Origin of the sequence: Halomonas sp. AOP30-A1-24, from assembly GCF_052378165.1 — a bacterium.
Classification (GTDB): domain Bacteria; phylum Pseudomonadota; class Gammaproteobacteria; order Pseudomonadales; family Halomonadaceae; genus Vreelandella; species Vreelandella citrativorans.
The window spans coordinates 1-22,597 of record NZ_JBQSXL010000023.1 but is presented as its reverse complement, the minus strand read 5'-3'; the positions used below and the strand labels follow the sequence as shown (position 1 = coordinate 22,597).

At 53.8% G+C, this 22,597-nt stretch carries 23 protein-coding genes and 1 pseudogene; 8 read left to right on the top strand and 16 right to left on the bottom strand.

Annotation, left to right across the window (positions count from 1 at the left end; genetic code table 11):
* Window positions 1-125: 125 nt before the first annotated feature.
* From ACT3TJ_RS13280 to ACT3TJ_RS13240, 9 genes are read right to left on the bottom strand one after another with little or no spacing between them, the layout of a single operon-like run.
* Complete coding sequence (locus tag ACT3TJ_RS13280; RefSeq protein WP_444665856.1) at window positions 126-1,184, bottom strand: peptidoglycan DD-metalloendopeptidase family protein; 1,059 nt, start codon at window positions 1,182-1,184, stop codon at window positions 126-128.
* Window positions 1,185-1,201: 17 nt separating this feature from the next.
* Window positions 1,202-2,161, bottom strand: a complete 960-nt coding sequence (locus ACT3TJ_RS13275; RefSeq protein ID WP_444665854.1) for a DUF368 domain-containing protein — start codon at window positions 2,159-2,161, stop codon at window positions 1,202-1,204.
* Window positions 2,158-2,835: a protein-L-isoaspartate(D-aspartate) O-methyltransferase gene (locus ACT3TJ_RS13270; RefSeq protein ID WP_087112029.1), complete on the bottom strand. Its 678-nt coding sequence runs from the start codon at window positions 2,833-2,835 to the stop codon at window positions 2,158-2,160. The genes ACT3TJ_RS13275 and ACT3TJ_RS13270 overlap by 4 nt, the downstream gene beginning before the upstream one ends.
* Window positions 2,822-3,568: a 5'/3'-nucleotidase SurE gene (gene surE, locus ACT3TJ_RS13265; protein WP_444665852.1), complete on the bottom strand. Its 747-nt coding sequence runs from the start codon at window positions 3,566-3,568 to the stop codon at window positions 2,822-2,824. Before surE ends, ACT3TJ_RS13270 begins: the two co-directional genes overlap by 14 nt.
* Window positions 3,569-3,603: 35 nt before the next feature.
* Window positions 3,604-4,644, bottom strand: coding sequence for a tRNA pseudouridine(13) synthase TruD (truD, locus tag ACT3TJ_RS13260; protein WP_444665851.1), 1,041 nt, complete (start codon window positions 4,642-4,644; stop codon window positions 3,604-3,606).
* Window positions 4,637-5,125, bottom strand: a complete 489-nt coding sequence (ispF, locus tag ACT3TJ_RS13255) for a 2-C-methyl-D-erythritol 2,4-cyclodiphosphate synthase (protein ID WP_444665849.1) — start codon at window positions 5,123-5,125, stop codon at window positions 4,637-4,639. Before ispF ends, truD begins: the two co-directional genes overlap by 8 nt.
* Window positions 5,125-5,832 (bottom strand): 2-C-methyl-D-erythritol 4-phosphate cytidylyltransferase, encoded by a 708-nt coding sequence (gene ispD / locus ACT3TJ_RS13250; protein WP_444665847.1) that lies wholly within the window; start codon window positions 5,830-5,832, stop codon window positions 5,125-5,127. Before ispD ends, ispF begins: the two co-directional genes overlap by 1 nt.
* Before the next feature lie 34 nt (window positions 5,833-5,866).
* Window positions 5,867-6,220, bottom strand: a complete 354-nt coding sequence (gene ftsB, locus ACT3TJ_RS13245; RefSeq protein ID WP_444628463.1) for a cell division protein FtsB — start codon at window positions 6,218-6,220, stop codon at window positions 5,867-5,869.
* A gap of 52 nt (window positions 6,221-6,272) precedes the next feature.
* Window positions 6,273-7,436 carry a GNAT family N-acetyltransferase gene (locus ACT3TJ_RS13240; protein ID WP_444665845.1) on the bottom strand — a complete coding sequence of 388 codons (1,164 nt, stop codon included), beginning with the start codon at window positions 7,434-7,436 and terminating at the stop codon, window positions 6,273-6,275.
* Between the two features lie 217 nt (window positions 7,437-7,653).
* Between ACT3TJ_RS13240 and ACT3TJ_RS13235 the strand changes: the two genes are divergently transcribed.
* From ACT3TJ_RS13235 to ACT3TJ_RS13225, 3 genes are all read left to right on the top strand, one after another.
* Window positions 7,654-9,009: an aldehyde dehydrogenase family protein gene (locus tag ACT3TJ_RS13235; RefSeq protein WP_444665843.1), complete on the top strand. Its 1,356-nt coding sequence runs from the start codon at window positions 7,654-7,656 to the stop codon at window positions 9,007-9,009.
* A gap of 191 nt (window positions 9,010-9,200) precedes the next feature.
* Entirely contained in the window at window positions 9,201-9,410 is a 210-nt protein-coding gene (locus tag ACT3TJ_RS13230; RefSeq protein ID WP_444665841.1) for a hypothetical protein, read from the top strand.
* Complete coding sequence (locus ACT3TJ_RS13225) at window positions 9,410-10,261, top strand: MurR/RpiR family transcriptional regulator (protein ID WP_444665839.1); 852 nt, start codon at window positions 9,410-9,412, stop codon at window positions 10,259-10,261. Before ACT3TJ_RS13230 ends, ACT3TJ_RS13225 begins: the two co-directional genes overlap by 1 nt.
* A gap of 26 nt (window positions 10,262-10,287) precedes the next feature.
* On the opposite strand, the gene ACT3TJ_RS13220 is transcribed toward ACT3TJ_RS13225, so the two are convergent.
* On the bottom strand, window positions 10,288-10,641 hold the full coding sequence (locus ACT3TJ_RS13220; protein ID WP_193054457.1) for a RidA family protein: 354 nt from the start codon (window positions 10,639-10,641) through the stop codon (window positions 10,288-10,290).
* 71 nt (window positions 10,642-10,712) lie between these two features.
* Window positions 10,713-11,195, bottom strand: a complete 483-nt coding sequence (locus ACT3TJ_RS13215; protein WP_172117488.1) for an Lrp/AsnC family transcriptional regulator — start codon at window positions 11,193-11,195, stop codon at window positions 10,713-10,715.
* Window positions 11,196-11,429: 234 nt separating this feature from the next.
* Here ACT3TJ_RS13215 and ACT3TJ_RS13210 point away from each other — a divergent pair, with 234 nt between their 5' ends.
* The 4 genes from ACT3TJ_RS13210 (at window position 11,430) to ACT3TJ_RS13195 (ending at window position 15,023) form a co-directional block, all read left to right on the top strand.
* Window positions 11,430-13,124, top strand: coding sequence for a 2-isopropylmalate synthase (locus ACT3TJ_RS13210; protein WP_444665837.1), 1,695 nt, complete (start codon window positions 11,430-11,432; stop codon window positions 13,122-13,124).
* A gap of 126 nt (window positions 13,125-13,250) precedes the next feature.
* Window positions 13,251-13,637, top strand: a complete 387-nt coding sequence (gene crcB / locus ACT3TJ_RS13205; RefSeq protein WP_193054454.1) for a fluoride efflux transporter CrcB — start codon at window positions 13,251-13,253, stop codon at window positions 13,635-13,637.
* The gene (gene crcB / locus ACT3TJ_RS13200; protein WP_193054453.1) at window positions 13,634-14,023 is read left to right on the top strand and encodes a fluoride efflux transporter CrcB; all 390 of its coding nucleotides are present in this window, start codon (window positions 13,634-13,636) and stop codon (window positions 14,021-14,023) included. Before crcB (ACT3TJ_RS13205) ends, crcB (ACT3TJ_RS13200) begins: the two co-directional genes overlap by 4 nt.
* 31 nt (window positions 14,024-14,054) lie before the next feature.
* Window positions 14,055-15,023 (top strand): arsenic resistance protein, encoded by a 969-nt coding sequence (locus tag ACT3TJ_RS13195; protein WP_444622280.1) that lies wholly within the window; start codon window positions 14,055-14,057, stop codon window positions 15,021-15,023.
* Here ACT3TJ_RS13195 and cfa read toward each other — a convergent pair.
* From cfa to ACT3TJ_RS13180, 3 genes are all read right to left on the bottom strand, one after another.
* Complete coding sequence (cfa, locus tag ACT3TJ_RS13190) at window positions 15,020-16,180, bottom strand: cyclopropane fatty acyl phospholipid synthase (RefSeq protein ID WP_172117483.1); 1,161 nt, start codon at window positions 16,178-16,180, stop codon at window positions 15,020-15,022. The genes ACT3TJ_RS13195 and cfa overlap by 4 nt on opposite strands.
* A 167-nt stretch (window positions 16,181-16,347) precedes the next feature.
* Window positions 16,348-17,205, bottom strand: coding sequence for a universal stress protein (locus tag ACT3TJ_RS13185; protein WP_172117482.1), 858 nt, complete (start codon window positions 17,203-17,205; stop codon window positions 16,348-16,350).
* Window positions 17,206-17,227: 22 nt separating this feature from the next.
* Window positions 17,228-18,718 (bottom strand): SulP family inorganic anion transporter, encoded by a 1,491-nt coding sequence (locus tag ACT3TJ_RS13180; RefSeq protein ID WP_193057001.1) that lies wholly within the window; start codon window positions 18,716-18,718, stop codon window positions 17,228-17,230.
* Window positions 18,719-19,241: 523 nt separating this feature from the next.
* Here ACT3TJ_RS13180 and ACT3TJ_RS13175 point away from each other — a divergent pair.
* Window positions 19,242-20,255, top strand: coding sequence for an isocitrate dehydrogenase (locus tag ACT3TJ_RS13175; RefSeq protein ID WP_193057000.1), 1,014 nt, complete (start codon window positions 19,242-19,244; stop codon window positions 20,253-20,255).
* A gap of 266 nt (window positions 20,256-20,521) precedes the next feature.
* Here ACT3TJ_RS13175 and ACT3TJ_RS13170 read toward each other — a convergent pair whose 3' ends face one another.
* The gene (locus tag ACT3TJ_RS13170) at window positions 20,522-21,172 is read right to left on the bottom strand and encodes a peroxiredoxin (RefSeq protein ID WP_193056999.1); all 651 of its coding nucleotides are present in this window, start codon (window positions 21,170-21,172) and stop codon (window positions 20,522-20,524) included.
* Window positions 21,173-21,336: 164 nt separating this feature from the next.
* Window positions 21,337-22,366 (bottom strand): annotated as a pseudogene (locus ACT3TJ_RS13165) (CNNM domain-containing protein).
* Window positions 22,367-22,597 lie beyond the last annotated feature (231 nt).

Genomic DNA, 22,597 nt, shown 5'->3' with positions numbered 1-22,597 from the left:
TTAATATTTAAAGGTAACCACGCTTACGTGTGCGTTACTGGTGTTATTATTTTTATGTGGGCCAGCTCGTAAGGGGCTGGCTCAACAAAACCTTGCCGCTACTCGCTTATCGGGTACTCCACTGATTAGCGTGCAGGTAAAAACTCCATAGGATCCTGAGGCTGACCATCACGGCGCACCTCAAAGTGCAGCCTAACGCTTTCTGCATCACTGTTTCCCATGGTGGCGATCACTTCGCCTGCTTCAACCACGTCATTTTCACTAACGTTTAAGCTGTCGTTATGCGCATAGGCACTTAGGAACTGATCGTTGTGTTTAAGAAGAATAAGATTACCGTACCCACGTACACCACTACCCGCATAAACGACAATACCAGGGCCTGCGGCTTTGACAGGTTGCCCCTTTTGTCCGGCGATATCAATCCCGGCGGTAATCGAATCACCTTCGCCGAAGTTACCCGTGACTTGCCCATCTGTCGGCCATTGCCAGTTGATCGTCTCTGCGGGCGTGAACGTACGCGATGAGCGGTCCGAACGTTCCACTGGAGCAGCCGCAGGTGTTTCGGATTGAGTAACCACCTGTTCCTCAGGCTCCGGTGCTGGGACCGCTTCTGGCTCAGGCTCAGGTTCAGGCCTTGGCTCGGTAGCAGCCACCTCGGGTTGAGAGGGAGATTCTTGCGGCGCACTGCTAGTTGACGCTACCTGCTGAGCACTTTCAACCGCTTGTTGTTCAGGGCGTTCAGCATTTAAACGCTGCCCGCGTTCAATCGCCGATTCATCAGGCAGTAGCCAATCAAGTTCCTGGTCGTTACTTGCTACTGCTGTCGCCTGCGGGTTGAGCCCGGTTGCGACAACGCCGCGCGATTCTCTCGGCGTGCTTTGCGCCTGATTTGCGGGCTGGGAATTATTGCCAGCCCCTGCCCCTTCACGTAATGCAATCATCTGTCCGGGGTGAATTTGGTAGGGCGCGTCAATATTGTTGATAGTGGCTAGCTGGCGGTAATCCAGATTATGCTGCCAAGCGATGCCATACAGGGTGTCGCCTGGTTTGACAGTGTATTGAGGCGAGTTTTCCACCACGCGACTCGCTTCACTCAAGTCACGTACTTGCGGGGTATTGTGCTGCTGATTGGCACACCCGCTAATTGCCAACACCAAGGCTGACATCATGAAGACTTTACGCATGCAAACCCTACTCCTTTTCAGCGCTGAGCCGTATTAGTTGAATCTAACGTGGTCGACTTCCCTGCCCGACGGTTCAATAGCATGACCAGCAATATACCAACGACCATCAGCAGCACCACGCCGATAATCTGCGCGGAAGCGCCGGTCAACGCCGCATAATCACTGGGCAGCAAATAACGATACTCCAGGGGTATCATTTGCCCGCTTGGGCCAACCTGATAACGCAACAGCTCGCGCCATGGCCACAGAACCGGCAACGAGCCAATAATAAACCCTAAAAGCAATTGCATCGTAAAGCCATGATGACGTCTTAACAGCCAGGATAATAGCCGCGAAAACAGCGCAAGGCCTATCACACATCCCATACCAAACAGCATAATAATAGTGATGTCGAAACTGCGAATAGCCCCCATTATCGTGCCGTAGAGCCCCATCGTGAGCAACAAAAAACTGCCCGACACGCCTGGCAACAACATGGCGCTAATCGCAATACACCCCGCCACCATCACAATCGTGGCTTCATTACCGAGCAATAGCACCAAGGGCATTAAGCTCGGTAACATTCTGGCTAACAGTAAACCGGCCAACAACGGAAATAAATACCAAAATTTCCAGCGGTCTCCCGCTTGAGCGACCACCATTCCAGAGGCGGCAACCAGCCCGAAAAAGAAGCCATCAAGCAGCAGAGGGTGCTCTTCCATCAGCCATAGCGCCAAGTGCGCCACGCTGACCAGGCTGATGCCGACACCGGCCAGCAAAGGAATCAAAAAGGCCAGGTTCAAGTGCTTAACGAGGGCACGCCACCCATCACGCTGCCAAACCACCAACGCGCCAGGACCAAACTGCTTAATGGTATTGATCAGCTCTTCATAAATGCCGGTAACAAAGGCAATCGTGCCCCCCGAAACTCCGGGTATGGCATCTGCGGCCCCCATCCCGGCACCTTTAAAAAAAATCCCCAAGGATTTACGCTTCAATCCACTACTCCTTGCAATAAAGGTACAAAACGCACGGGCTCAAGCCGCCGCTTCTCAAAAGCATTCCCAATGCGCTTTATCTGGGTAAGCCATTGGCTGCCATCAGGCGCTTCCAACGGCGCAATCAACACCCCATCGCGACTTAGTTGCTCAAGCAATATTTCAGGCAGTGTCTGCGCACAAGCCGTCAATAAAATAACATCGAACGGTGCTGCCGTTGACCAACCCTCGCCGCCATCGGCAACGGTTAGCGTTACCTCTGCGCCCAGGCGCCAAAGGCGATCACTCGCTCGCTCATGCAAGGCGTAAATACGCTCAATGGAATAAAGCTCCTTCACTAAGCGCGACAAAATCAGCGTTTGATACCCAGAGCCGGTCCCCACTTCCAATACACGGCGTGGCTCGGCTTTCACAACCAGTTCTGTCATCCGCGCCACGGTAAGCGGCTGTGATAACGTCTGCCCAAAGCCGATAGGCAGCGCCGTATCTTCATAGGCACGATGCGCCAAAGCCTCGTCAACAAACAGATGCCTGGGCTCGCCAGCCATCACATCAAGCACATCCGGGTGTCGAATCCCCTGTTCGATCAACCGATCAATCATGCGATCCCGGGTACGCTGAGAGGTCATTCCCCGCCCGCGCCGCTCAATGGGCGAAATATCAGGCAAAGGCATCCAACCAATCCTGTACGTCACAGCACGCAGGGTGGCGCGTCAAGTCGGTTTGCAGCGGCGTAATCGATACATACCCTGCCTCGATCGCTGCAAAATCGGTATCTTCACCGTCATCCGCATTGGCAGCAACCGGCGCAATCCAATAGCGCGTCCGCCCACGCGGGTCTTCGATCGCAAGCGGTTTTTCAGCCGGGCCACGATATCCAAGCCGGGTTACCTTAACGCCTTTGATGGCTTCCCACGGCACATCTGGAACGTTAACGTTGAGCAGCGTTCTGGGCGGCAAGGAGAGTTGATCAGCGGCACCAATCAGGCTGGATGCCACTTTCGCCGCGGTGTCAAAATAACGATCACCGCATAGCGACATGGCAATCGCGATCATGCCCAGGTTGCGCCCTTCCATGGCCGCGGCCACCGTGCCTGAATAGAGCACGTCATCGCCTAAATTGCCACCGTGGTTAATCCCTGAAATAACCAAATCAGGCCGCTCATCCCACACGCCATTGACGCCTAAGTAAACGCAGTCAGCGGGCGTACCATCCACGCTATAGAAACCATTTTCCAGCGCGGTTAATGAGAGCGGGCGCGATAATGTCAGCGAGTTACTTGCCCCGCTACGGTCACGGTCCGGGGCAACGACACGCAGCTTGGCATGAGCTTCCAGCGCATCATGTAACGCTTTCAGCCCTGGGGCGTAAACACCGTCGTCGTTAGAGAGCAGCAGTCGCCGCATTGATGCCTCCTTGTTGATCAACGTAATCTGGCGGCTTACGCCATATCCGGGTGATGAATGAGCTCACCGATAACGGCGGTAGCAAAACTGCCTCGGGGTAGTGCAAACGAGAGTAGCACGGCATCAGATTCCCAAGTGAGCTGGGGCGCCGTTAATCGCATACGCAGTGCTCTATGGGAGCGTTTCACACCGCTGGCTTCCAAACCTTTACACAACTCAGGATGCTGACGGGCTAGCTGCGCCTCGTAGCGCCCTGCGTCATCAACGGAGTTTTCACCAATGCCCCAAAGCGCCGCGGTTGGATGCACGTCCAGCTCAGCGGCACGCGTTATCAACGACTCGTCCACCGCGTCGACGCCGAATACGCTTTGGGTGCCGTCAAGCATCACGGTATCGCCTGGGATAGGCTGATGCCAGTTGCCGTCCGCCAAGCGAGCGCTTAGCAGCTCATTAAATAGAAAGCTTCGCGCAGTAGAGAGCAGCATTCCTTGGCGGTCGTCACGTTTGCGCCACCCCCGTGCGAGTAGTGCCTCGGCACGCTGTAAATTACGCGCCTCAGGGCCGAACCGCTGAGGGCCAAAATAGTTGGGTGCCCCGAGCTGGCAAAGCGCCTGCCAGCGATGAACGAAATCATCCGCTGTGATCGCGTCGCCACTCAATCGTAACGTAAACGCGTTGGTGCGATGAACGCCACGTTTTAGTTTGCGTGGATGACGCACGCTTTCAAGCACCGTGATGCCCAATCCACCCAGTGCTGATATCAAGTCAGCAGGCGCGTCACGCCCTGGCAAGTGAATGCTTAACCATTGGCGCGTCACGGCTATTCGGTCCTTCATGCCTGAATAGCCAATATCTCGCGGGGTCACACCGCATAATCGGCTGACACTCTTCACCACATCCAGCGTGGTCTGATTGCGTTTTTCAATCCGCAGCCAAAGATGCTCACCATGCGATTCGGGCGTGAAGTCCAGCTGCTCGTCAACCAAAAAATCCTCAGGTTGGGCCCGATAATGCCCCGGCTTGGGCGGCCCAAACGCAGCATCCAAAGAGCGTGCCCACTGAGGCAGCTTACTCATTCAACGCCTCAGGCCGGCCGAGTAAAACCACCGTTTCAGCAGCAATGCCTTCACCGCGCCCGGTAAACCCTAGCCGTTCCGTCGTGGTGGCCTTAACGTTTACCTGGCCCAAGGAAACACTCAAGGTGTCAGCAATGGTTTGACGCATTGTCACAATATGCGGCGCCATTTTGGGCGCTTGAGCCATCAGGGTCGCGTCCAGGTTTACAACTTCATAACCTTCCGCCCGAACCAGGCTCATCACATGGCGCAGCAGCATACGGCTATCAGCGCCTTTCCATTCGGGGTCGGTATCGGGAAAGTGATGACCAATATCACCCAGCGCGCAGGCGCCTAACAGCGCATCGCTGACCGCATGAAGCAGCACATCGCCATCGGAGTGTGCGACAAAGCCCTGTGAAAACGGCAACTTAACGCCACCAATCATTAAGTGGTCGCCGGGGCCGAACCGATGAACATCAAAGCCATGACCAATTCGCATTAAGCCTCCTGAGTAAACGTATCTGATTGTGCTGACAAAATGGCGGCGGCGAGGGCAAGGTCATTCGGATGCGTCACTTTTAAATTATCGCGCCGCCCGCTAACCAGTTGTGGCTGCCTACCCAGCGCCTCGACCGCTGACGCCTCATCGGTCACCATGCGTTTTTGATGCCGGGCACTCTCAAGTGCCTGGCGCAATAGCCCGTAATGAAACCCCTGGGGTGTCAGCGCATGCCAAAGCCCTTCCCGGGGTTCTGTACAGGTACTTTGTTGTTCGGCGTTGGCCCGCTTCATGGTATCTGCCACCGGCATCGCTAATAGCGCCCCGCCGGTGTGATGAGTCACCGCCTGATACAGGGCATGCAGGTCGTCCGTGGTAATACACGGGCGAGCCACATCGTGCACCATTACAATATCGTCATCCTGTGCGGGTATGGCATGTAGCGCATTGAGTACGCTATCCATGCGTTCAATGCCGCCCGTTACGCGCTGCCAGGCCGCAAAAGGAACCCATTCAGCCTGAAACCACTGATCATCGCTGTCCAGGCAGAGCACTAACGACGCCTTGGGAAACGCCTCGTAAAGTCGCGCCAGAGTGTGCACCAGTATTGGGCGCTCACCTAACATCAGGTACTGTTTGGGCTTATCGGCTCCCATGCGACGCCCTTGCCCGGCGGCAGGCACGATCAGCCAAAGCGTTTTTTTCACAGCCGCTTTCCTGACAGATTCACTGTTCGTTTACTCACTGTGCCGATTGCTCACGGTCTAGTCGTGGTTGGACCACCAAGCCTGCGTTAATACCTATCAATTCGGTCGTTATGGCGACACCCGGTACCCAGAAAAATTGTTCATCGCTACGCACCATGCCCATATCACTTCGGGCCCGCTCTTCAATAGCGTCCAGCCCGGTTTTAAGATCGGTGACCTCGGCCGCTAAGCGTGCGTTTCGCTCGCGCATGGGCAAGTTGGCCTCTTCCTGTGCAGCAACGCGCTGCTCGACTATTTGCAGGTCTCGCCAGCCGCCATTACCTAACCAAAGCGTGTACTGGAGCAAACCCAGTACGACAAGTAACGCTACCACAACCCATTTGTGCATCACCGATCTCCCAAGGCAGTAACGGCGCGCATTATGCCACTATGCAGAACCATCAGCGAGCCGCAGGCACTTTAAAAGGCAGCGCTTGAAAAGCCGCCTCACGATACGCGCTCACTTGGGCGCCCTCCGCCTGGCAAAATTGGGCAACACCCGCCGCCAAGCCAGAATGGCTCATATAGTGCAGCGAACGAACACGTTGAGGGGCGAAACCGCGTATTAACTTATGTTCCCCTTGGGTGCCTGGGTCAAAGCGCGTCAGCCCATTCTGCAAACAGTACTCAATGCCTTGGTAATAGCAGGCTTCAAAATGCAGACAATCGGCCTCCACTTCACTTCCCCAGTAGCGGCCATACAGCGTGCGCTCACCACGAAAATAGAGCGCTGATGCAACCGGTTGGCCATTCAACTGCGCTTGCACCAGCATCAGTGTTTCGGGCATGGTCTGGCGTAACCGTTCAAAAAAGGCATGATTTAAATAGGGCGAACGACCGCGCTCCAGATACGTCATTGAATAACAGCGATAGAAGTGCGTCATTGTTTCCTGGGTGATCTCCTGGCCCTCCAGGCGCACCACATTTAGCCCCTGTTCAGCCACCAAGCGCCGTTCACGCTTGATCATTTTTCGCCGTTTGGATGTCAGGCTTGCCAGGAAACCATCAAAGTCGCCAAAACCTGCGTCCTGCCACTGGAATTGAAGCCCTTCGCGGACGGTTAATTGGGGAAACTGCGCCTGCCAGGCCGTCACGTCATGCTCATCGGCAAACAATAAATGCCAGCTGGAGAGCGCCTCCTGGTGACAAAGCGTCTGCCAGGCTGACGCTAGCAGAGCACGGATAGCCTCAGCATTTAGATGGCTAGCAAGTAGCGTGCGTACCCCCGGAACGGGAGTAAACGGGATAGCGCTGAGCGCTTTAGGATAATAGGTGCCACCGGCTCTTTCGAACGCTTCCGCCCACCCCCAATCAAACACATACTCACCGTAAGAGTGATGTTTACGGTACATGGGCAGTGCGCCTACTAATTGGCCTGCTCGCCAAACGCAGGCATGGCAGGGCTCCCATCCTGTCTCACGCCTCACCGAGCCACTCGCCTCCAGCGCATGCAAAAATGCATGGCGCAGAAAAGGCTGATCGTGGCCGACCAAGGCATCCCACTGGCTTGCCTCAATATCTTCCATGGCAGATAGAGTAGAGAGTTCTAACGAGCACGCAGACATGATATCTCCCAAGAGCAAAGCGTTGGCGCCCTGTTATCCTGTCTTACTTTATCATTAACGCAGCGTTACCCTTACTATCGACTTAGCTATCGTCTTAACTATCACCTTAACTATCACCTTAACTACCGTCTTAGCCTTACGACACGAGCATTAACGTAGCGCTTACAAGCCACTATTGCGCCCCAAGACATCCAGGTACGGAAGATAAGGAGCGGTTATGCAGCACGATTTAACAGGTATCTTTAATGCCCAACGACACGCTGTTGATCAAACGCCTTTTCCAACGCTAAGTGTTCGTCGCGCACGATTGGCACGTTTAGCGCAAATGACCAAGCGCCATCAGCATGAGATTGTGCGGGCTATTCAAACGGACTTTGGCCAGCGTAGCGACACAGAAATCCACTTGGCGGAAATTAGTGCCGTGCTACAGGCCATAAGCTATGCGCGCCGTCACCTCTGGCGCTGGATGCGCCCCTGGCGCGTCGGTGTGCCTTGGCGCCTGTTACCGGCACAAGCACGCATAGCCCCGCAGCCATTGGGCATCGTTGGGGTTATTTCCCCCTGGAATTACCCGTGGAGTCTTGCGCTACTGCCCGTTATTGACGCCTTTGCCGCCGGTAATGTTGTCATGCTAAAGCCCAGTGAGCTAACACCTCACACCAGCACCTTGCTCGCTCGCTTGGCTTGCCAATATTTTACCCAAGATGAACTCGTCGTCATTCAAGGAGATGCATCGACCGCTCAGGCATTTAGCAAGCTTCCCTTTGATCACCTGGTGTTTACCGGTTCGACCAGCATTGGACGTCACGTGGCTAGTGCTGCGGCAGCCAACCTTACGCCAGTGACCCTGGAGCTAGGCGGTAAATCCCCCGCGCTGGTGGCAGGTGATGCCGATATAGACAAAGCGGCCACGGCCATTATATTCGGCAAGGGACTTAACGGTGGGCAAACGTGTTTGGCACCCGACTACGTTCTTGTAGAAAGCCGTCATCTTGAGTCCCTGGTTAGCGCACTAAGCCGTGCTATTGTCCAGCAGCGCCCTGATAGCAGAGAAGCAACCAGCCCGATCAATGATGCCCATCGCGCACGCGTAGAGGGCCTGCTGACAGAAGCCCGTGACCACGGCTGCCGAGTCATTGATCACGGCAACCATGCCCCTGCGCTGGTTATCGACCCCACCCAAACACTTTCTATGATGCACGAAGAGATTTTTGGCCGCGCGCTCCCCGTTATCGGTGTTAAAAATATGGAGGCGGCGATTGGGTTTGTGAATGCACGTCCGCACGCTCTAGTGGTATATGCGTTTACTAATGATAAAACGCTTCAAACGCGGTTACTGCAACAGACTCGTTCCGGTGCGCTTGTCTTTAATGAAACACTGCTCCATCACGCGGTCCCCACCTTACCGTTTGGCGGCATCGGTGAAAGTGGCATGGGGGCTTATCATGGGCGCCACGGTTTTGAGCGCTTTAGCCATTTACGTGGTGTGTTTTATCAAACAAAACACGCTACCAGCAGAATTTTGCAGCCGCCCTACCGGCGCTGGCTTATGAAACTGCTTCGTTTACGTTAAAGCTTATCCATTAGGGGCTGTTGGCGTTTCATTGCAGAGATATTGGCAAGATAAGAGCAAACCCGCAGAGTAGAGGTTCCGGCACTGATTGCCGAGTTACCTTCTGGCGCGGCGCTAGTGGCTGATAAAGACTATAACAGTGGTGCTATGCAGCCCCTAATAAAAACGCCGTTGATCGCCAACTTGCCGTTATGATGACCCAATTAGCCTACGCGGTGGGTTGTGATATTGTGGCAGAAGGGATTGGAATCGCCGAACACGCCGCCGATTTACACTCTATCGGTTGCGAAGCAGCGCAAGGGGACTATTATGCTCGACCACTGCCAGCCAATGTGTTTGTTGCCTGGTATAAAGATTGGACATCACAACTTCCGCCCCACACTGCTTTGGAGCCTGCTTAATGGCGCATGACTTGCTTGACCGCTTACGCGAACGCTTAGAAGAATTAAACCGCTCCGAGCGTAAAGTTGCTAACGTGATTCTAGACGATCCGACAGCCGCTACCAGCTTAAGCATCGCAAGCCTGGCCCAAGCCGCCAGTGTCAGCGAGCCGACCGTTAACCGGTTCTGCCGCAACTTTGGCGCCAAGGGATATCCCGACTTTAAAATCAAACTCGCCCAAAGCCTGGCGGGTGGGACACCCTACGTGACCCGAGCCGTTGAGCCCGGCGATACGGCGACCCAATACACTCAGAAAATTTTTGGCGCCACCATTGCCGCGCTGGATGAAGCCCAGCGTGATATTGATATGACGGCCATTGAACGAATGGTCGACTACCTGACTCAGGCAAAGCAGATTCACTTTTTTGGGTTAGGCGCATCAGGTGCCGTCGCTCAGGATGCTCAACATAAGTTTTTTCGGTTCAATCTACCCGTCATGGCCTACGCCGATGTATTGATGCAGCGCATGGTAGCGGCGTCCTGCCATACGGGCGATGTGGTGGTGATTATTTCCTACACCGGACGAACCCGTGAGCTGGTAGATATCGCCCGTGTAGCCCGCGAATCTGGCGCCGTTGTGCTGGGCATTACAGCCCCCGCGTCACCGCTTGCCAACGAGTGTAGCGCCACGCTTAACGTGGCAACCCCTGAAGACACCGACCACTACATGCCCATGACGTCAAGGGTGATTCAGCTTACCTTGATTGACGCCCTGGCCACCGGCGTCACACTACGACGTGGCGAAGACTTCTTACCGCACTTGAAAAAAATCAAGGACAGCCTGCGCGATACCCGCTTTCCGCTGGAATAGCCCAGCCAGCTAGAAAGGCTTTCGTTCTATACGGCGGTGGTCACGGTTATTTCTACTTTTAACTCGTCGGCGGGCATCGGGGCACATACGCAGGTACGCGCTGGCGCGTAGCCTTCGGGCACCCAGGCATCCCACACCTCATTCATGGCGACGACATCGCTGCCATCCTTGAGATAAATCGTGGCGCTTAATAGCTGCTCACGGCTTGAACCGATCTCTTTTAACAGCGCATCGACACGCGCCAGCATGCTTTCTGTCTGCGCCTTAATATCGCCATGACGCGCCTCAGGCCCCGCGACCTGACCACACAAATAAGCAACCCCTTGGTGGATAACGGCGCGACTCATGCGGGCCTTGGTATCGTGACGTTCGATCGTCATAGAGCACTCTCCTAAAAAATGGGAAAAAAACAGTGTAAACGGCGACTCAGTGACTGACCACGCTTTCCTGTTCAGCGCTGTGTGGGTACCGGCCGATGTTCAAAAACCCGGCGTAACACAAAGCTGGTATGCGCCCCTGTGACACCTTCAATACGGTTAATAACGTGCAGCAGTAAATGCTGATAATCATCCATATCCTGGACTAAAATCTTTAGCTGAAAGTCGGCAGCCTGCCCGGTAATGATCAGACATTCGATCACGTTGGGAATTTTTCGGATGTGGCGTTCAAAGTTCTCAAACCGCTCGGAGGTATGCTGGTCCATGGCAATATGCAGCAGTACCATCAGTTGGTAGCCCAACTGGCGAGCATCTACCTCGGCGCGATACTGCATAATCAAGCCGTGCTCTTCCAGCGCACGCACCCGGCGTAAACAGGGCGATGCCGAAAGGCCAATTCGATCAGCCAATTCCTGGTTACTGATCCGCCCTTCTTGTTGCAGAATCGTCAAAATTTGGCGGTCAAAACGGTCAAGCGTCAATGGCGTCACCGACATAAACAGCAGCCTCTGCTAAGAAATTATAAATTATTAAAACATACTGCCAATTAATGCCATTTTTATTCATTTTTAGCAACAACCTAGCGCTATAAACCCGTTACACTATTCACACTGCCAAAAGCAGTTAACGGTTGTGTGCCATACTCTGCATCATGAGTCTGCACCGATGAACAAAGGCCTACCCACAAGCGGCCAGTTTTCCAAGTCATTAACCCCCTTAGGAATCTCATCATGTCTGCTTTCGATCATCGTAAATATCGCCCAGCACCGCGCGTTCCTGCGTTTAACCGCCAATGGCCTGACCGTGACCTTGATCGTGCGCCGATCTGGGTAAGTGAAGACCTGCGTGATGGTAACCAGGCGCTGCTAGAGCCGATGACCGTTGAGCAGAAAAAGCGCTTCTGGCACCAGATCGTTAAGGTGGGCATTAAAGAAGTCATGGTGGGGTTCCCTTCCGCCAGCCAACCCGACTTTGATTTTGTGCGCTGGTTAATTGAAGAAGATCAGATTCCTGAGGATGTCACTATCGCGGTGCTGGTGCAGTGTCGCGAGCATTTGATTGAAAAAACCTTTGAAGCTTTAGTGGGTGCCAAGCGCGCTATTATCCACCTGTATAACTCGACCTCGACCATTCAGCGCGAACGCGTGTTTGAGATGGACCGCGACGGTATTACCGATATTGCCGTTCAGGGCGCTACCTGGGTTAAACAGTATGCCGAGCGCTATCCAGACGTTGCCTGGCGTTTTCAGTATTCACCGGAGAGCTTCTCCAGCACCGAAATCGACTTCTCGCTGGCGATTTGTGAAGCGGTGATGGACGTTTGGCAGCCAACGCCTGAGAACAAGTGTATCCTCAACCTGCCGACGACCGTCGAAGTGGCTGGCCCTCACCACCATGCCGACCAGATCGAATACTTCTGCCAGCACATCAGTCGTCGCGATAGCGTGATTATCTCGGTGCATACCCACAACGACCGAGGCGGTGCAGTAGCCTCAGCCGAACTTGCCTTGCTTGCCGGTGCCGACCGTGTGGAAGGCACGCTGCTGGGTAATGGCGAGCGTACCGGCAACATGGACATCATCACGCTGGCCATGAACCTTTACAGCCAAGGGATTGATCCTAAACTTGATCTTTCCAACCCGGATGAGATCATTCAGGTCGTTCACGAGTGCACCGGCATTACCATGCACCCACGCCACCCTTGGGTAGGTGAAATGGTGTATACCGCCTTCTCTGGTAGCCATCAGGATGCGATTCGTAAATCCCTCAAGCACCAGAAGCCCGACGAACCGTGGCAAGTGGCTTACCTGCCGATTGATCCCCACGACATTGGCCGCGACTACCAGGCCGTGATTCGAGTCAACAGCCAGTCCGGCAAGGGCGGCATGGCCTTTTTGCTTGAGCGCGACTACGGCATCAACCTGCCACGCTGGATGATGCTGGCCTTGGCCCCCTATGTACAAAAAGAGAGCGAAGAGCGCGCCAGCGAACTCTCAAGCGAGATGATTCGCCAAGTGATGTTCGATAACTTCACCCAGGAAACGCCACTGTCGCTGGCAGACTACCAGCTTTCCAAGGGCCAGCACGAAGGGCTTGAAGTGACCTTGTGGCAAGGTAGCGAAACCCTGCGCCTGTCTGGTTCCGGCAACGGTGCCATGTCGGCCTTTACCGATGCCTGGCAGAAGCACTCCGGTGTTAACGTGACGATTATCGACTACAGTGAGCACTCGTTGGGCGGTGGTAGCGAAGCCAACGCAATCGCCTTTGTACAGTTGAGCATTGATGGCCAGCGCATTTGCGCCGTTGCCGAAGATAGCGACACGGTTAGCGCTTCTTTGAAAGCCCTGATCTCGGGCATCAACCGCGTCGCCACTACAAACGCGGAGGCAGCGCCAAGCCATCAGGGCAGCGTCCTGCCAGCCTAACGATCTATAAGTAATACACTAATGCCTTGCGCGGCTACCCACGCAAGGCATTTTTCTGCGCCTTGAAAACGCATGTTAGAATTGGCCGCTTATCGAAGACCCCTTTTGTTAGTCAGTGGAGAAAACATGGGTCCAGGCATCGCAAGCGTACTGCTTATCGCACTGGGCGGCGCACTCGGGGGAATGGCCAGGTTTGCTCTTTCCAACCTGTTAGCGCGCTGGCTGGGCAAGGCGTTTCCCTGGGGCACGCTCGTTGTTAACGCGACCGGCGCGCTGGCCGCAGGCTGGCTATTGGGCCGCCAAGGCCTGCCTGACACACCAACGGCGTTCTGGCTGTTTAGCGTAACTGGCCTACTCGGCGGCTATACCACGGTCTCATCGTTTAGCCTGCAAACTCTTGAACTTTGGCAAGGCGGTCAATCGGGCCGTGCGGCACTCAACATGGGCGGCACACTGGTGCTGGGCATTGGTATGGCAGCGTTGGGCTGGGTGCTGGCAGGGTGCCGCGTATGAGGACTTGGAAATGCTACCTTGCCGTCGGGGTTGGTAGCGGCCTGGGCAGCGCACTGCGCTACGCCGTATCGCTTGTCTCCCAAGCGGCCTTGGGTAGCTATTTCCCGTGGGGCACGCTGATCGTCAACGTACTGGGGTCGGGTTTGATCGGCTGGATAGCCGCCACCGCGCTACGTGCACCCCATAGCAAACTGACCTACTGGCACCCGCTGCTCGTGGCAGGTTTTTGCGGCGGCTTTACGACCTTTTCACTGTTTAGCCTGGAAACGCTGCATTTCCTTAACCATGGCCAAGGCTGGTGGGGGCTTTCGTACGTGCTGGTGAGCCTGCCGCTATGGCTATTGGCCGCCATGGCAGGCGAGCGCTTGGCACTTCGCCGCCAATAAATACTCAAGAAAAATCACTCAGGGAAAACCAATGCGCGAGCAGATGGAAAAACACCAGTGCTGGATTTACCTGGTCTGCATTGGCCTAGGGCTGGCCTTGGGCGTTGTGTCACCGGCGCTGGCTGATGTGCTGGAGCAGTTACTGTGGCCACTGTTAGGCCTTCTGATGTACGCCACCTTTAGCCAGATTCCTTTGCTTAGCGTGGCGCGCGGCCTTACCGACGGCCGCTTTATGACGGCGCTGCTAGTGGGCAACTTTATCGCCATTCCGGCCTTTCTGGGGCTGGTGGTCGCTTGGCTGCCGCTCTCACCTGCGGTATTGGCCGGCGTATTGCTGGTACTGCTGGTGCCCTGCACTGATTGGTTTATCAGCTTTACTCACCTAGGCAAGGGAGATACGCCCCGCGCTGTCGCGGCCGCTCCGCTGCTGTTATTGGTGCAAATGGTGGCTCTCCCTGTCTATCTCTGGCTCTTTCTGGGATCAGAGTGGTTTCATCTGGCACTCTCCACCTCACTAATTGTTGCCTTTGCGGGCCTTATCCTGCTTCCCTTGGCGCTTGCCGGGCTAACGGAATTTGCTGCTACTCGGCATAGGCGCACCAAGCGCGCCATCTATCACCTGGGCATACTGCCCGTGCCACTGCTTGCCTTTGTGGTCTTTATTATTGCAGCGTCACAGGTCAACCATCTGGGCGGGCTGTATCATGTGATGACTCAGGTCATGTTGATCTTCATGGTTTTTTTAGTGTTTGCGGGCTGGCTGGGTCGTGCGCTGGGCAGGCTGTTCCGTTTGCCAACCGCCAGTGCCCGCACGCTGGCTTTTAGCTTTGGCACACGCAACTCGTTTGTCATGCTGCCCATCGCCTTGGCTCTGCCTGGCGCATGGCAACCCGCAGTCGTAGTGATTATTTTTCAGTCACTGGTAGAGCTTTTTGGAATGATCTTCTATCTACGCTGGGTACCCGGTAAATTGCTGCCTGACCGTGAGCGAGGCAGCTAGCTAACCCGCGCGTATCCTCCCGCTACACCCTGTTTGCTGAACACCAGTTGCCACAGCTGAATCTCACGTGCTCTAAAGGCTCCCGCACAACTCAACAGGTAGTAGCGCCACATACGATAAAACGTTGGATTAAACTGACCTTTAAACTGGGGCCAATTGGCTTCGCTATTGTGATACCAGGCCATCAGCGTTTTATCGTAGTCAGCTCCAAAGTTATGTATATCTTCCACCACAAAAAGCGTTTCAGCCGCATCGGTAATATGGCTTAAGGTAGGCAACTCGCCATTCGGAAAAATGTATTTATCGATCCAGGGGTCGGACATCGTCGTACCAAGGTTTTTGCCAATCGTATGAAGCAAGAAAAGGCCTTCATCCTTTAGGCAGCGACTGACCACTTCCATATAGGCGCGATAGTTTTTACGGCCCACATGTTCGAACATGCCAATACTAACAATACGATCAAATCTTTCAGTTTCATCGCGGTAATCCTGTAAACGGAACTCTACCGGCAAGCCTTTTTTGATCAATCGTTTACCAAAATCCGCCTGCTCTTTGGAGATGGTCAGGCCGACACACTCAACGCCATAATGCTCGGCCGCATAAGCCATAAAGCTCCCCCACCCACAGCCGATATCAAGTACGCGCATACCCGGTGCTAACTGCAGCTTTCGGCAAATTAAGTCCAGCTTCGCCTCTTGTGCTTCATCTAGCGTGCACGCGTCTTTCCAATAACCGCAGGTATACGTCATACGCTGGTCAAGCATGGCCGCATAAAACTCATTGCCAAGATCGTAGTGCTTCTCGCCCACTTCCCAAGCCCGCTTAACGCTTTGTCGGTTTAACAACCGAGTACGCAACGCGTGATAAATCAATTGCGTGGGCTTAATACGTTGATGCAATTGCGCGCGCAGCAAGCGGGTAAAAAATACGTCCAACCGATCGCAGTCCCAGTCCCCCTGCATATAGCTTTCACCTAAGCCCAGATTGCCACGCGCTAGTGCATTTTCGATCACACCAGGCGCTTTAAGCTGCATATCCCAAGGGCGATCGCCGTTGAACTGTATATCAGCCTGGGCCATTAGGCTGGCTGCAAAGCGATGAGAGGAAGAGGTGGGATTAAACGGCTGTGATGTTCGTTCAAGCGTGGGTAGATTCACGTCAGGCTCCTTACGCTACTCAAGAGATGAATAGTTCAAGACACTCTTAAATAAACATAGAAGCTCATTTCAGCATTTGCAGATTTTAATTTTTCCCTTTTTCATTGTTAAAAAGTCGCTCTACTAACCCGTAGCAAAGCGACTTACCGTAGGAACACAAAAGAGACTTAGCGCAAAATAAGAACGGGGATACGGCTGCTACGCAGCATCGCTGTCGTCGTGCTGCCAACCAACAAGTGGCGGATGCGCGAGTGCCCATAAGCGCCCATGACCAAGAGGTCAATGGCGTGCTCTTGTTCGTAGGTTTGCAGCACATCATCTACATTGCCGTTGCGGATAGCGCCTTCTGCCTTGTGGCCTGCTTCACGTAGGGTGCCTAGCGCCCAACCAAGCTCCAGGCGATTCTCTGCATTGTCCGTATCCACCAGTAGTACATGGCATTCGCTGCCTGAAAACAGTGGCGAACGGGCTAGCATTTCCACACCTTTGCGAGCCGTTTTGCTGCCATCATACGCAATCAATACTTTTTCAGGCTGCTTGAACGTGGCGGGCACCATCAAAATAGGGCGATGCATTTCACGCACCACCCGCTCAAGGTTGGAGCCAAGATGCTCGCTGGCTTGATGAGCCGTCTCGCCGCGCTTACCCATCACCAGCAGGCGCATTTCATTTTCAAGCCCGACCAGTGTTTCCACCAAAGTACCGTTCAGTTGGCGAGTAACGGCGTTGCTAACGCCCTCTTCAACGGCGCGCGCTTGGGCTGCTTCCAGCATCAACCTGCCCTGTTCGCGGTTGACCTTGGCACGCTTCTCATCAAGGCCCATCAACTCCTCCAGCAAGCGCTCGCGGGCGCCAAAAAACAGCTGGCCCGAAAGATCCGGCTCGCCTGGCACTTCTGAATGGTTATCGGCCACATGCACAAAGGTTAGCGGCGCGCCCAGCGCAAGGCTTGCCCAAGAAGCGTAATCGCAAACGCCTTGCGAAAACCGGGAACCATCAATTGCGGCAACTACATGTTCCGGCATGCTGCTCTCCTTTATTAGATGCTTAGTGGCCATCCATCAGTTTTTCGACCGCCTTTTGATCGTTGTGCATCGCGTAGCGGTCAACCACCGTGGCGCTGGCTTCGCTCATCCCAACCAACACGACGTCAGTGCCTTCACGGCGGAACTTGATAACGACCCGATCAAGTGCCTGTACAGCGGTAACATCCCAGAAGTGCGCGTTGGATACATTGATCGTTACCTTGTCCAGGCTCTCCTTGAAATCAAACGCCGCCATAAAGCGCTCGGAAGAGGCGAAGAAGACCTGCCCAACGACCTGATACTCACGCTCCCGGCCCGCCTCTATCTCAGTAGAGCCGATGTACATGATATTGCCAACTTTATTGGCAAAAAACAGCGCCGCCAGCAGCACGCCAACAAAGACCCCGATCGCCAGGTTATGGGTACTTACGGTCACAGCGACCGTCGCCAACATGACAATATTGGTACTGAGAGGATGCTTTTTAATATCCCGAATCGACGCCCAGCTAAAGGTGCCTATCGACACCATGATCATGACAGCTACCAGCGCGGCCATGGGGATTTGTGAGACCCAGTCGGCGAGAAACACGACCAACAGCAGCAGTACAACGCCCGCAATCAATGTGGATAGCCGCGTACGGCCACCGGATTTAATATTGATCACCGACTGACCAATCATGGCACAACCTGCCATACCACCCAGCAACCCGGCACCAATATTGGCAACACCCTGGCCTTTGCACTCGCGGTTTTTATCACTCGAGGTGTCAGTTAGATCGTCCACAATGGTCGCTGTCATCATCGATTCCAGCAGACCCACCACACACAGCATCAAGGCGTAAGGCAGAATAATCATCAAGGTTTCAAGGTTAAGCGGGACATTCGGCCACAGGAAAATCGGCAGCGTATCGGGAAGTTCGCCCATATCACCCACCGTGCGAATATCCATACCGCTCACCATATACACAATGGTTAACACCACGATGCACACCAGTGGCGAGGGTAGCGTTTTACCGATCACCGGCAGATAAGGGAATAAATAGATAATGCCTAAACCGGCCAGGGTCATGACATACACATGCCAAGTGACATTGGTTAGCTCAGGTAACTGGGCCATAAAGATCAAAATGGCCAACGCATTCACAAAGCCAGTAACGACCGAGCGCGACACAAAGCGCATTAGCTCAGCGAGTTTTAAATACCCGGCAATAATCTGAAACACCCCGGTTAGAAGTGTTGCCGCCAGCAAGTACTCAAGGCCATGCTCGCGCACCAGCGTGACCATCAATAGCGCCATGGCGCCAGTGGCCGCAGAGATCATCCCCGGCCGCCCACCGGTAAAGGCGATAATCACCGCAATACAGAACGAGGCATAAAGACCTACTTTCGGGTCGACGCCTGCGATAATCGAGAACGCGATCGCTTCGGGAATCAGCGCCAGCGCGACGACCAGGCCCGAAAGAGTGTCGCCTTTAATATTGGAAAACCACTCATGCTTGCTGAAAAGTGCCATTCAGGGAGTCCATCGTTATTGATTAAACAAGACGCGCTAACTCCGCCCCACAGGGCCAGATGTCACGTCATTCAAAACCAGATTGTATGAGTCAGGCTGCAGGATGAAGACGCCAGGAGCGTCAGTAGCCAAATAACGGCAATAGAATGCCGTAACGCCGTGGAAGCGCTTTCGCGCCATGGCGTTTTCGAAAGAGGGAATACCTAGGGTGGAGTCATCAACCCAGTGGTAAGTACTACAGATGTTGCCAATGAACGTTTCACTGCGCAGATGCCTTGCCGAGATATTTTACGAAGTTACCCTGCCACTGAAGGTTAAGCGGCAGAACCGGCGCAGAGTTTACCAGCAACCTACCTCTTCTGCACCCCGGCGCACTTGAGGTCTGGCTGTATACTTAAATAGTCAGCGCAGGATGCGCTTCGGCGTCACCATCGCTACCATGGGCATCAAGCGCATAAGGCGCCATCATTGAACCTGGTCAACATTTCGACCAACGCGTTCCCATCTTCCAGAGGAGTAGCACATGAGCCATTCAATTGCGGTGATTAAAGGCGATGGCATTGGGCCTGAAATTATGGATGCCACCCTGCGCGTGCTCGATGCGCTGGAGTGCGGCTTTGAATACGAGTTTGTGGATGCAGGCCTGTCAGCGCTGGAAAATCATGGAACGTTGATCCCCCAGGCATCGCTTGATGCTATAGAGAAACACGGCATTGCATTGAAAGGCCCGCTGACCACGCCCATTGGCAAGGGCTTCTCCTCCATTAACGTACAGCTACGCCGTCACTTTGACCTTTATGCCAACGTACGCCCGGCAATCAGTTTTCCTGGCACTCGCTCGCGCTTTGAAGACATCGACATGATCACCGTACGCGAAAATACCGAAGGTGCGTATTTGTCTGACGGCCAGGAGATGATCGACGACGGTAACACCGGCATTTCGGTGATCAAGGTAACCCGTAAAGGCTCCGAGCGTATTGTGCGTTATGCGTTTGAGCTGGCCAAAAGCAGTGGCCGGAAAAAGGTCACTGCAGTGCATAAAGCCAATATTATCAAGACCAGCTCAGGGCTGTTTTTGGATGTAGCGCGTGAGATCGCAAGCGAATATCCCGACATTGAGTTTCAAGAGATGATTGTCGATAACGCCTGTATGCAGTTAGTGATGAACCCGCATCAGTTTGATGTGGTGGTTACCACGAACCTGTTTGGCGATATTCTCTCAGACCTGTGTGCAGGCCTGGTGGGCGGGCTGGGCTTGGCACCTGGCGCTAATATTGGTGAAAGAGCGGCGATTTTTGAAGCGGTACACGGCTCAGCCCCTGACATTGCGGGTAAAAAGCTCGCCAATCCCTGCGCTCTATTGTTGGCTGCCGCACAGCTGCTTGATCACCTGGGCATGGCAGACAAAGGCGAAACTATCCGTCACGGCATTCACTCGGTGTTAGAGACCCGCCGTGACATGGTCACACCCGATATGGGCGGCACGGGCAACACCGATACCTTTGCGCAAGCGCTGGTTGAGTACATCCACGCCTAACTATTCAGCTTGAATACGTTTCTTTAATAGCTATCTGCGCCCTTTCATCAAGGGCGCTTTTGGTTACGAGCCCTGCTTGCTCACTGCTAGCAAACCATCGCGGAAGCTCAGCGGCTAACCAAAGTCTTAAACTAACAGACCAAGCGTATCAACGACGCTTAAACAACGTGTGTTAGCAACATCGTAATGGGTTATCAGGCGCCATCAAAAAAGCCCCAAGGCGTTAATAACCCTGGGGCTTTAGTAAGAACGCTATGACTGCGCGCTTATTTTAGCGATGTTTTACGCAGGTAAGGCAGCACCGCGTCAAACTCACCAAATTTTTGCTTGGCATCGTCATCTGAAACGCTTGGCGGAATAATAACATCCTGGCCAACTGTCCAATCAGCGGGCGTTGCCACACCGTGCTTAACGGTTGCCTGCAGGGCATCCAGAGCACGTAGAATTTCAGCGAAATTACGCCCTACCGTCATGGGATAGGTCATGGATAGCTTTAGCTGCTTATCCGGCCCAATGATAAACACCGAGCGTACCGTGGCGCTGTCGGCTGGCGTACGGCCATCCGGCAGATAGGCATCTTCGGGCAACATATCAAACAGTTTGGAAACCTTAAGGCCTTCATCGGCGATGATCGGAAAATCAACGTCGCTGCCGCTATACCGGGTGATATCGTCGGCCCAGCGTTTGTGATCCTCAACGCCATCAACCGACACACCAATCACCTTAGTGCCGCGCTTTCTCCACTCGGCGCTTAGCGTGGCTACAGCACCAAACTCCGTGGTGCAAACCGGCGTAAAGTCCTTGGGGTGTGAAAATAAAATAGCCCAGCTATCACCAATCCACTCGTGGAACTGGATAGGCCCTTGGCTAGTTTGTGCTTCAAAATCGGGAACGACCGCATTAATACGTAATGACATTGTGCCTCCTTCGCGGGTGATTACTGCTTTTAATACCTTAAACCACCTTTAAGCAATCCACTATAGAACATTTAGTGCTAAGAAAGCGAATATTCGCCCGTGCTATTGGCTGACGTTCAAAGGACAGCTCCCGTCACTTTTGAAGCCCCCTTCGCACGACTAGCCTAAGCGCTAGCATTGGGGTCTTTATGCTTTACACGTGTCAGCCAGCGCTGCTTGGCGTGATGCCTTAAATTAGCCACGCTGTCAGTCTCATCAATGATGTCCTGACCCAGGATGGTTTCAATAATATCTTCAAGCGTAATAAGGCCTACAAAGGTGCCATGCTCGTCATACACAACGCGCATATGCAGATGGTCCTTGAGCATTGAAGCAAAAACCTGCTCTACATTGTGCGCAATATCGACACTCCCAATGGGGTGCATAAGCTCGCGCATGGTTTTGGCGTCATCGGCGTGATATGTATCGGATTTATGCACATAGCCAAAGGCCATTTCACCGTTATCCATAACGGGAAAGCGCGTAAAGGATGTCTTACCGTACTGCTGATCAAATGTTTTGACGTCCATGTTAGGGGGCACTGTCACGCATACCGTTCTTGGCGTCATGGCCTGGCTTACGGCAATATCATGCAAGTTAAGCATATTGATGATGGTGCGACTCGTCGGCATCCAACACCTTTTCCTCAAGCCCTACGCGCGCCAGCACTTTGATCTCATCACGTAGATCAACATCATGCTCTGACGTGCCCAGCCGACGCGTAATCTGCTCCGACATCCAGATAAAGGGCAGTAACCCCACTATCATCGGCTTTAGTAAACGCGGCAAAAGTGGTGCCAGCCCGCGCCAATAAGTGGCGCCAATCGTCTTGGGAATAATTTCAGACAGCACCAGAATCAGCATTGTCATGACAGCAGACACAATGGCAATGGAGGCTTCGCCGAATACCACTGCCGCTTGCGCGCCCACTGCCGTTGCACCAACGGTATGCGCAATTGTATTAAGCGTCAGTATCGCCGCCAAGGGCCGGTCAATGCTGGTCTTAAGCTGATTAAGCGAGGCATGCAGCTTGGGTTTCTCTTCTTTTAGCCTGGCAATATAGCTGGGCGTAATAGAGAGTAAAGCCGCTTCAAGAATAGAACACAAAAAAGACAGTGCGATGGAAAGCGTGGCAATCGTGATGAGAAGGAACATGAGAACCTGAGGTGGTGAGTATAGGTGTTTATAGGAGCAATCTAGATATCTGTCAATAGACCTCTGTACGCCTTTTCAGGCATGGATAACGCTCCCTCTGGCTCAATTACCTCCTCTCTATAGCTGATACTTGTCATCTTCGTTACGCAGTTTTATATTGCAAAAAGTCAACTATAGCTAAAGCGCTCCTGCTCCTTCCTATTTGGCTACTTCTTTTTTAGCTGCTTCCTA

What these genes read in the sequence shown, in the direction of transcription:
- truD (WP_444665851.1), bottom strand. Translation starts at nt 4,644, where the DNA reads ATGAGTAAGCTGCCTCAGTGGGCACGCTCTTTGGATGCTGCGTTTGGG.
- ACT3TJ_RS13185 (WP_172117482.1), bottom strand. Translation starts at nt 17,205, where the DNA reads ATGCCGGAACATGTAGTTGCCGCAATTGATGGTTCCCGGTTTTCGCAA.
- ACT3TJ_RS13280 (WP_444665856.1), bottom strand. Translation starts at nt 1,184, where the DNA reads ATGCGTAAAGTCTTCATGATGTCAGCCTTGGTGTTGGCAATTAGCGGG.
- ACT3TJ_RS13220 (WP_193054457.1), bottom strand. Translation starts at nt 10,641, where the DNA reads ATGACGATCGAACGTCACGATACCAAGGCCCGCATGAGTCGCGCCGTT.
- ACT3TJ_RS13230 (WP_444665841.1), top strand. Translation starts at nt 9,201, where the DNA reads ATGATGACCCAATTAGCCTACGCGGTGGGTTGTGATATTGTGGCAGAA.
- ftsB (WP_444628463.1), bottom strand. Translation starts at nt 6,220, where the DNA reads ATGCACAAATGGGTTGTGGTAGCGTTACTTGTCGTACTGGGTTTGCTC.
- ACT3TJ_RS13240 (WP_444665845.1), bottom strand. Translation starts at nt 7,436, where the DNA reads ATGTCTGCGTGCTCGTTAGAACTCTCTACTCTATCTGCCATGGAAGAT.
- ispF (WP_444665849.1), bottom strand. Translation starts at nt 5,125, where the DNA reads ATGCGAATTGGTCATGGCTTTGATGTTCATCGGTTCGGCCCCGGCGAC.
- ACT3TJ_RS13215 (WP_172117488.1), bottom strand. Translation starts at nt 11,195, where the DNA reads ATGTCGGTGACGCCATTGACGCTTGACCGTTTTGACCGCCAAATTTTG.
- ACT3TJ_RS13235 (WP_444665843.1), top strand. Translation starts at nt 7,654, where the DNA reads ATGCAGCACGATTTAACAGGTATCTTTAATGCCCAACGACACGCTGTT.
- ACT3TJ_RS13270 (WP_087112029.1), bottom strand. Translation starts at nt 2,835, where the DNA reads ATGCCTTTGCCTGATATTTCGCCCATTGAGCGGCGCGGGCGGGGAATG.
- ACT3TJ_RS13175 (WP_193057000.1), top strand. Translation starts at nt 19,242, where the DNA reads ATGAGCCATTCAATTGCGGTGATTAAAGGCGATGGCATTGGGCCTGAA.
- ACT3TJ_RS13225 (WP_444665839.1), top strand. Translation starts at nt 9,410, where the DNA reads ATGGCGCATGACTTGCTTGACCGCTTACGCGAACGCTTAGAAGAATTA.
- ACT3TJ_RS13180 (WP_193057001.1), bottom strand. Translation starts at nt 18,718, where the DNA reads ATGGCACTTTTCAGCAAGCATGAGTGGTTTTCCAATATTAAAGGCGAC.
- crcB (WP_193054453.1), top strand. Translation starts at nt 13,634, where the DNA reads ATGAGGACTTGGAAATGCTACCTTGCCGTCGGGGTTGGTAGCGGCCTG.
- crcB (WP_193054454.1), top strand. Translation starts at nt 13,251, where the DNA reads ATGGGTCCAGGCATCGCAAGCGTACTGCTTATCGCACTGGGCGGCGCA.
- ACT3TJ_RS13210 (WP_444665837.1), top strand. Translation starts at nt 11,430, where the DNA reads ATGTCTGCTTTCGATCATCGTAAATATCGCCCAGCACCGCGCGTTCCT.
- ACT3TJ_RS13170 (WP_193056999.1), bottom strand. Translation starts at nt 21,172, where the DNA reads ATGTCATTACGTATTAATGCGGTCGTTCCCGATTTTGAAGCACAAACT.
- ACT3TJ_RS13195 (WP_444622280.1), top strand. Translation starts at nt 14,055, where the DNA reads ATGCGCGAGCAGATGGAAAAACACCAGTGCTGGATTTACCTGGTCTGC.
- surE (WP_444665852.1), bottom strand. Translation starts at nt 3,568, where the DNA reads ATGCGGCGACTGCTGCTCTCTAACGACGACGGTGTTTACGCCCCAGGG.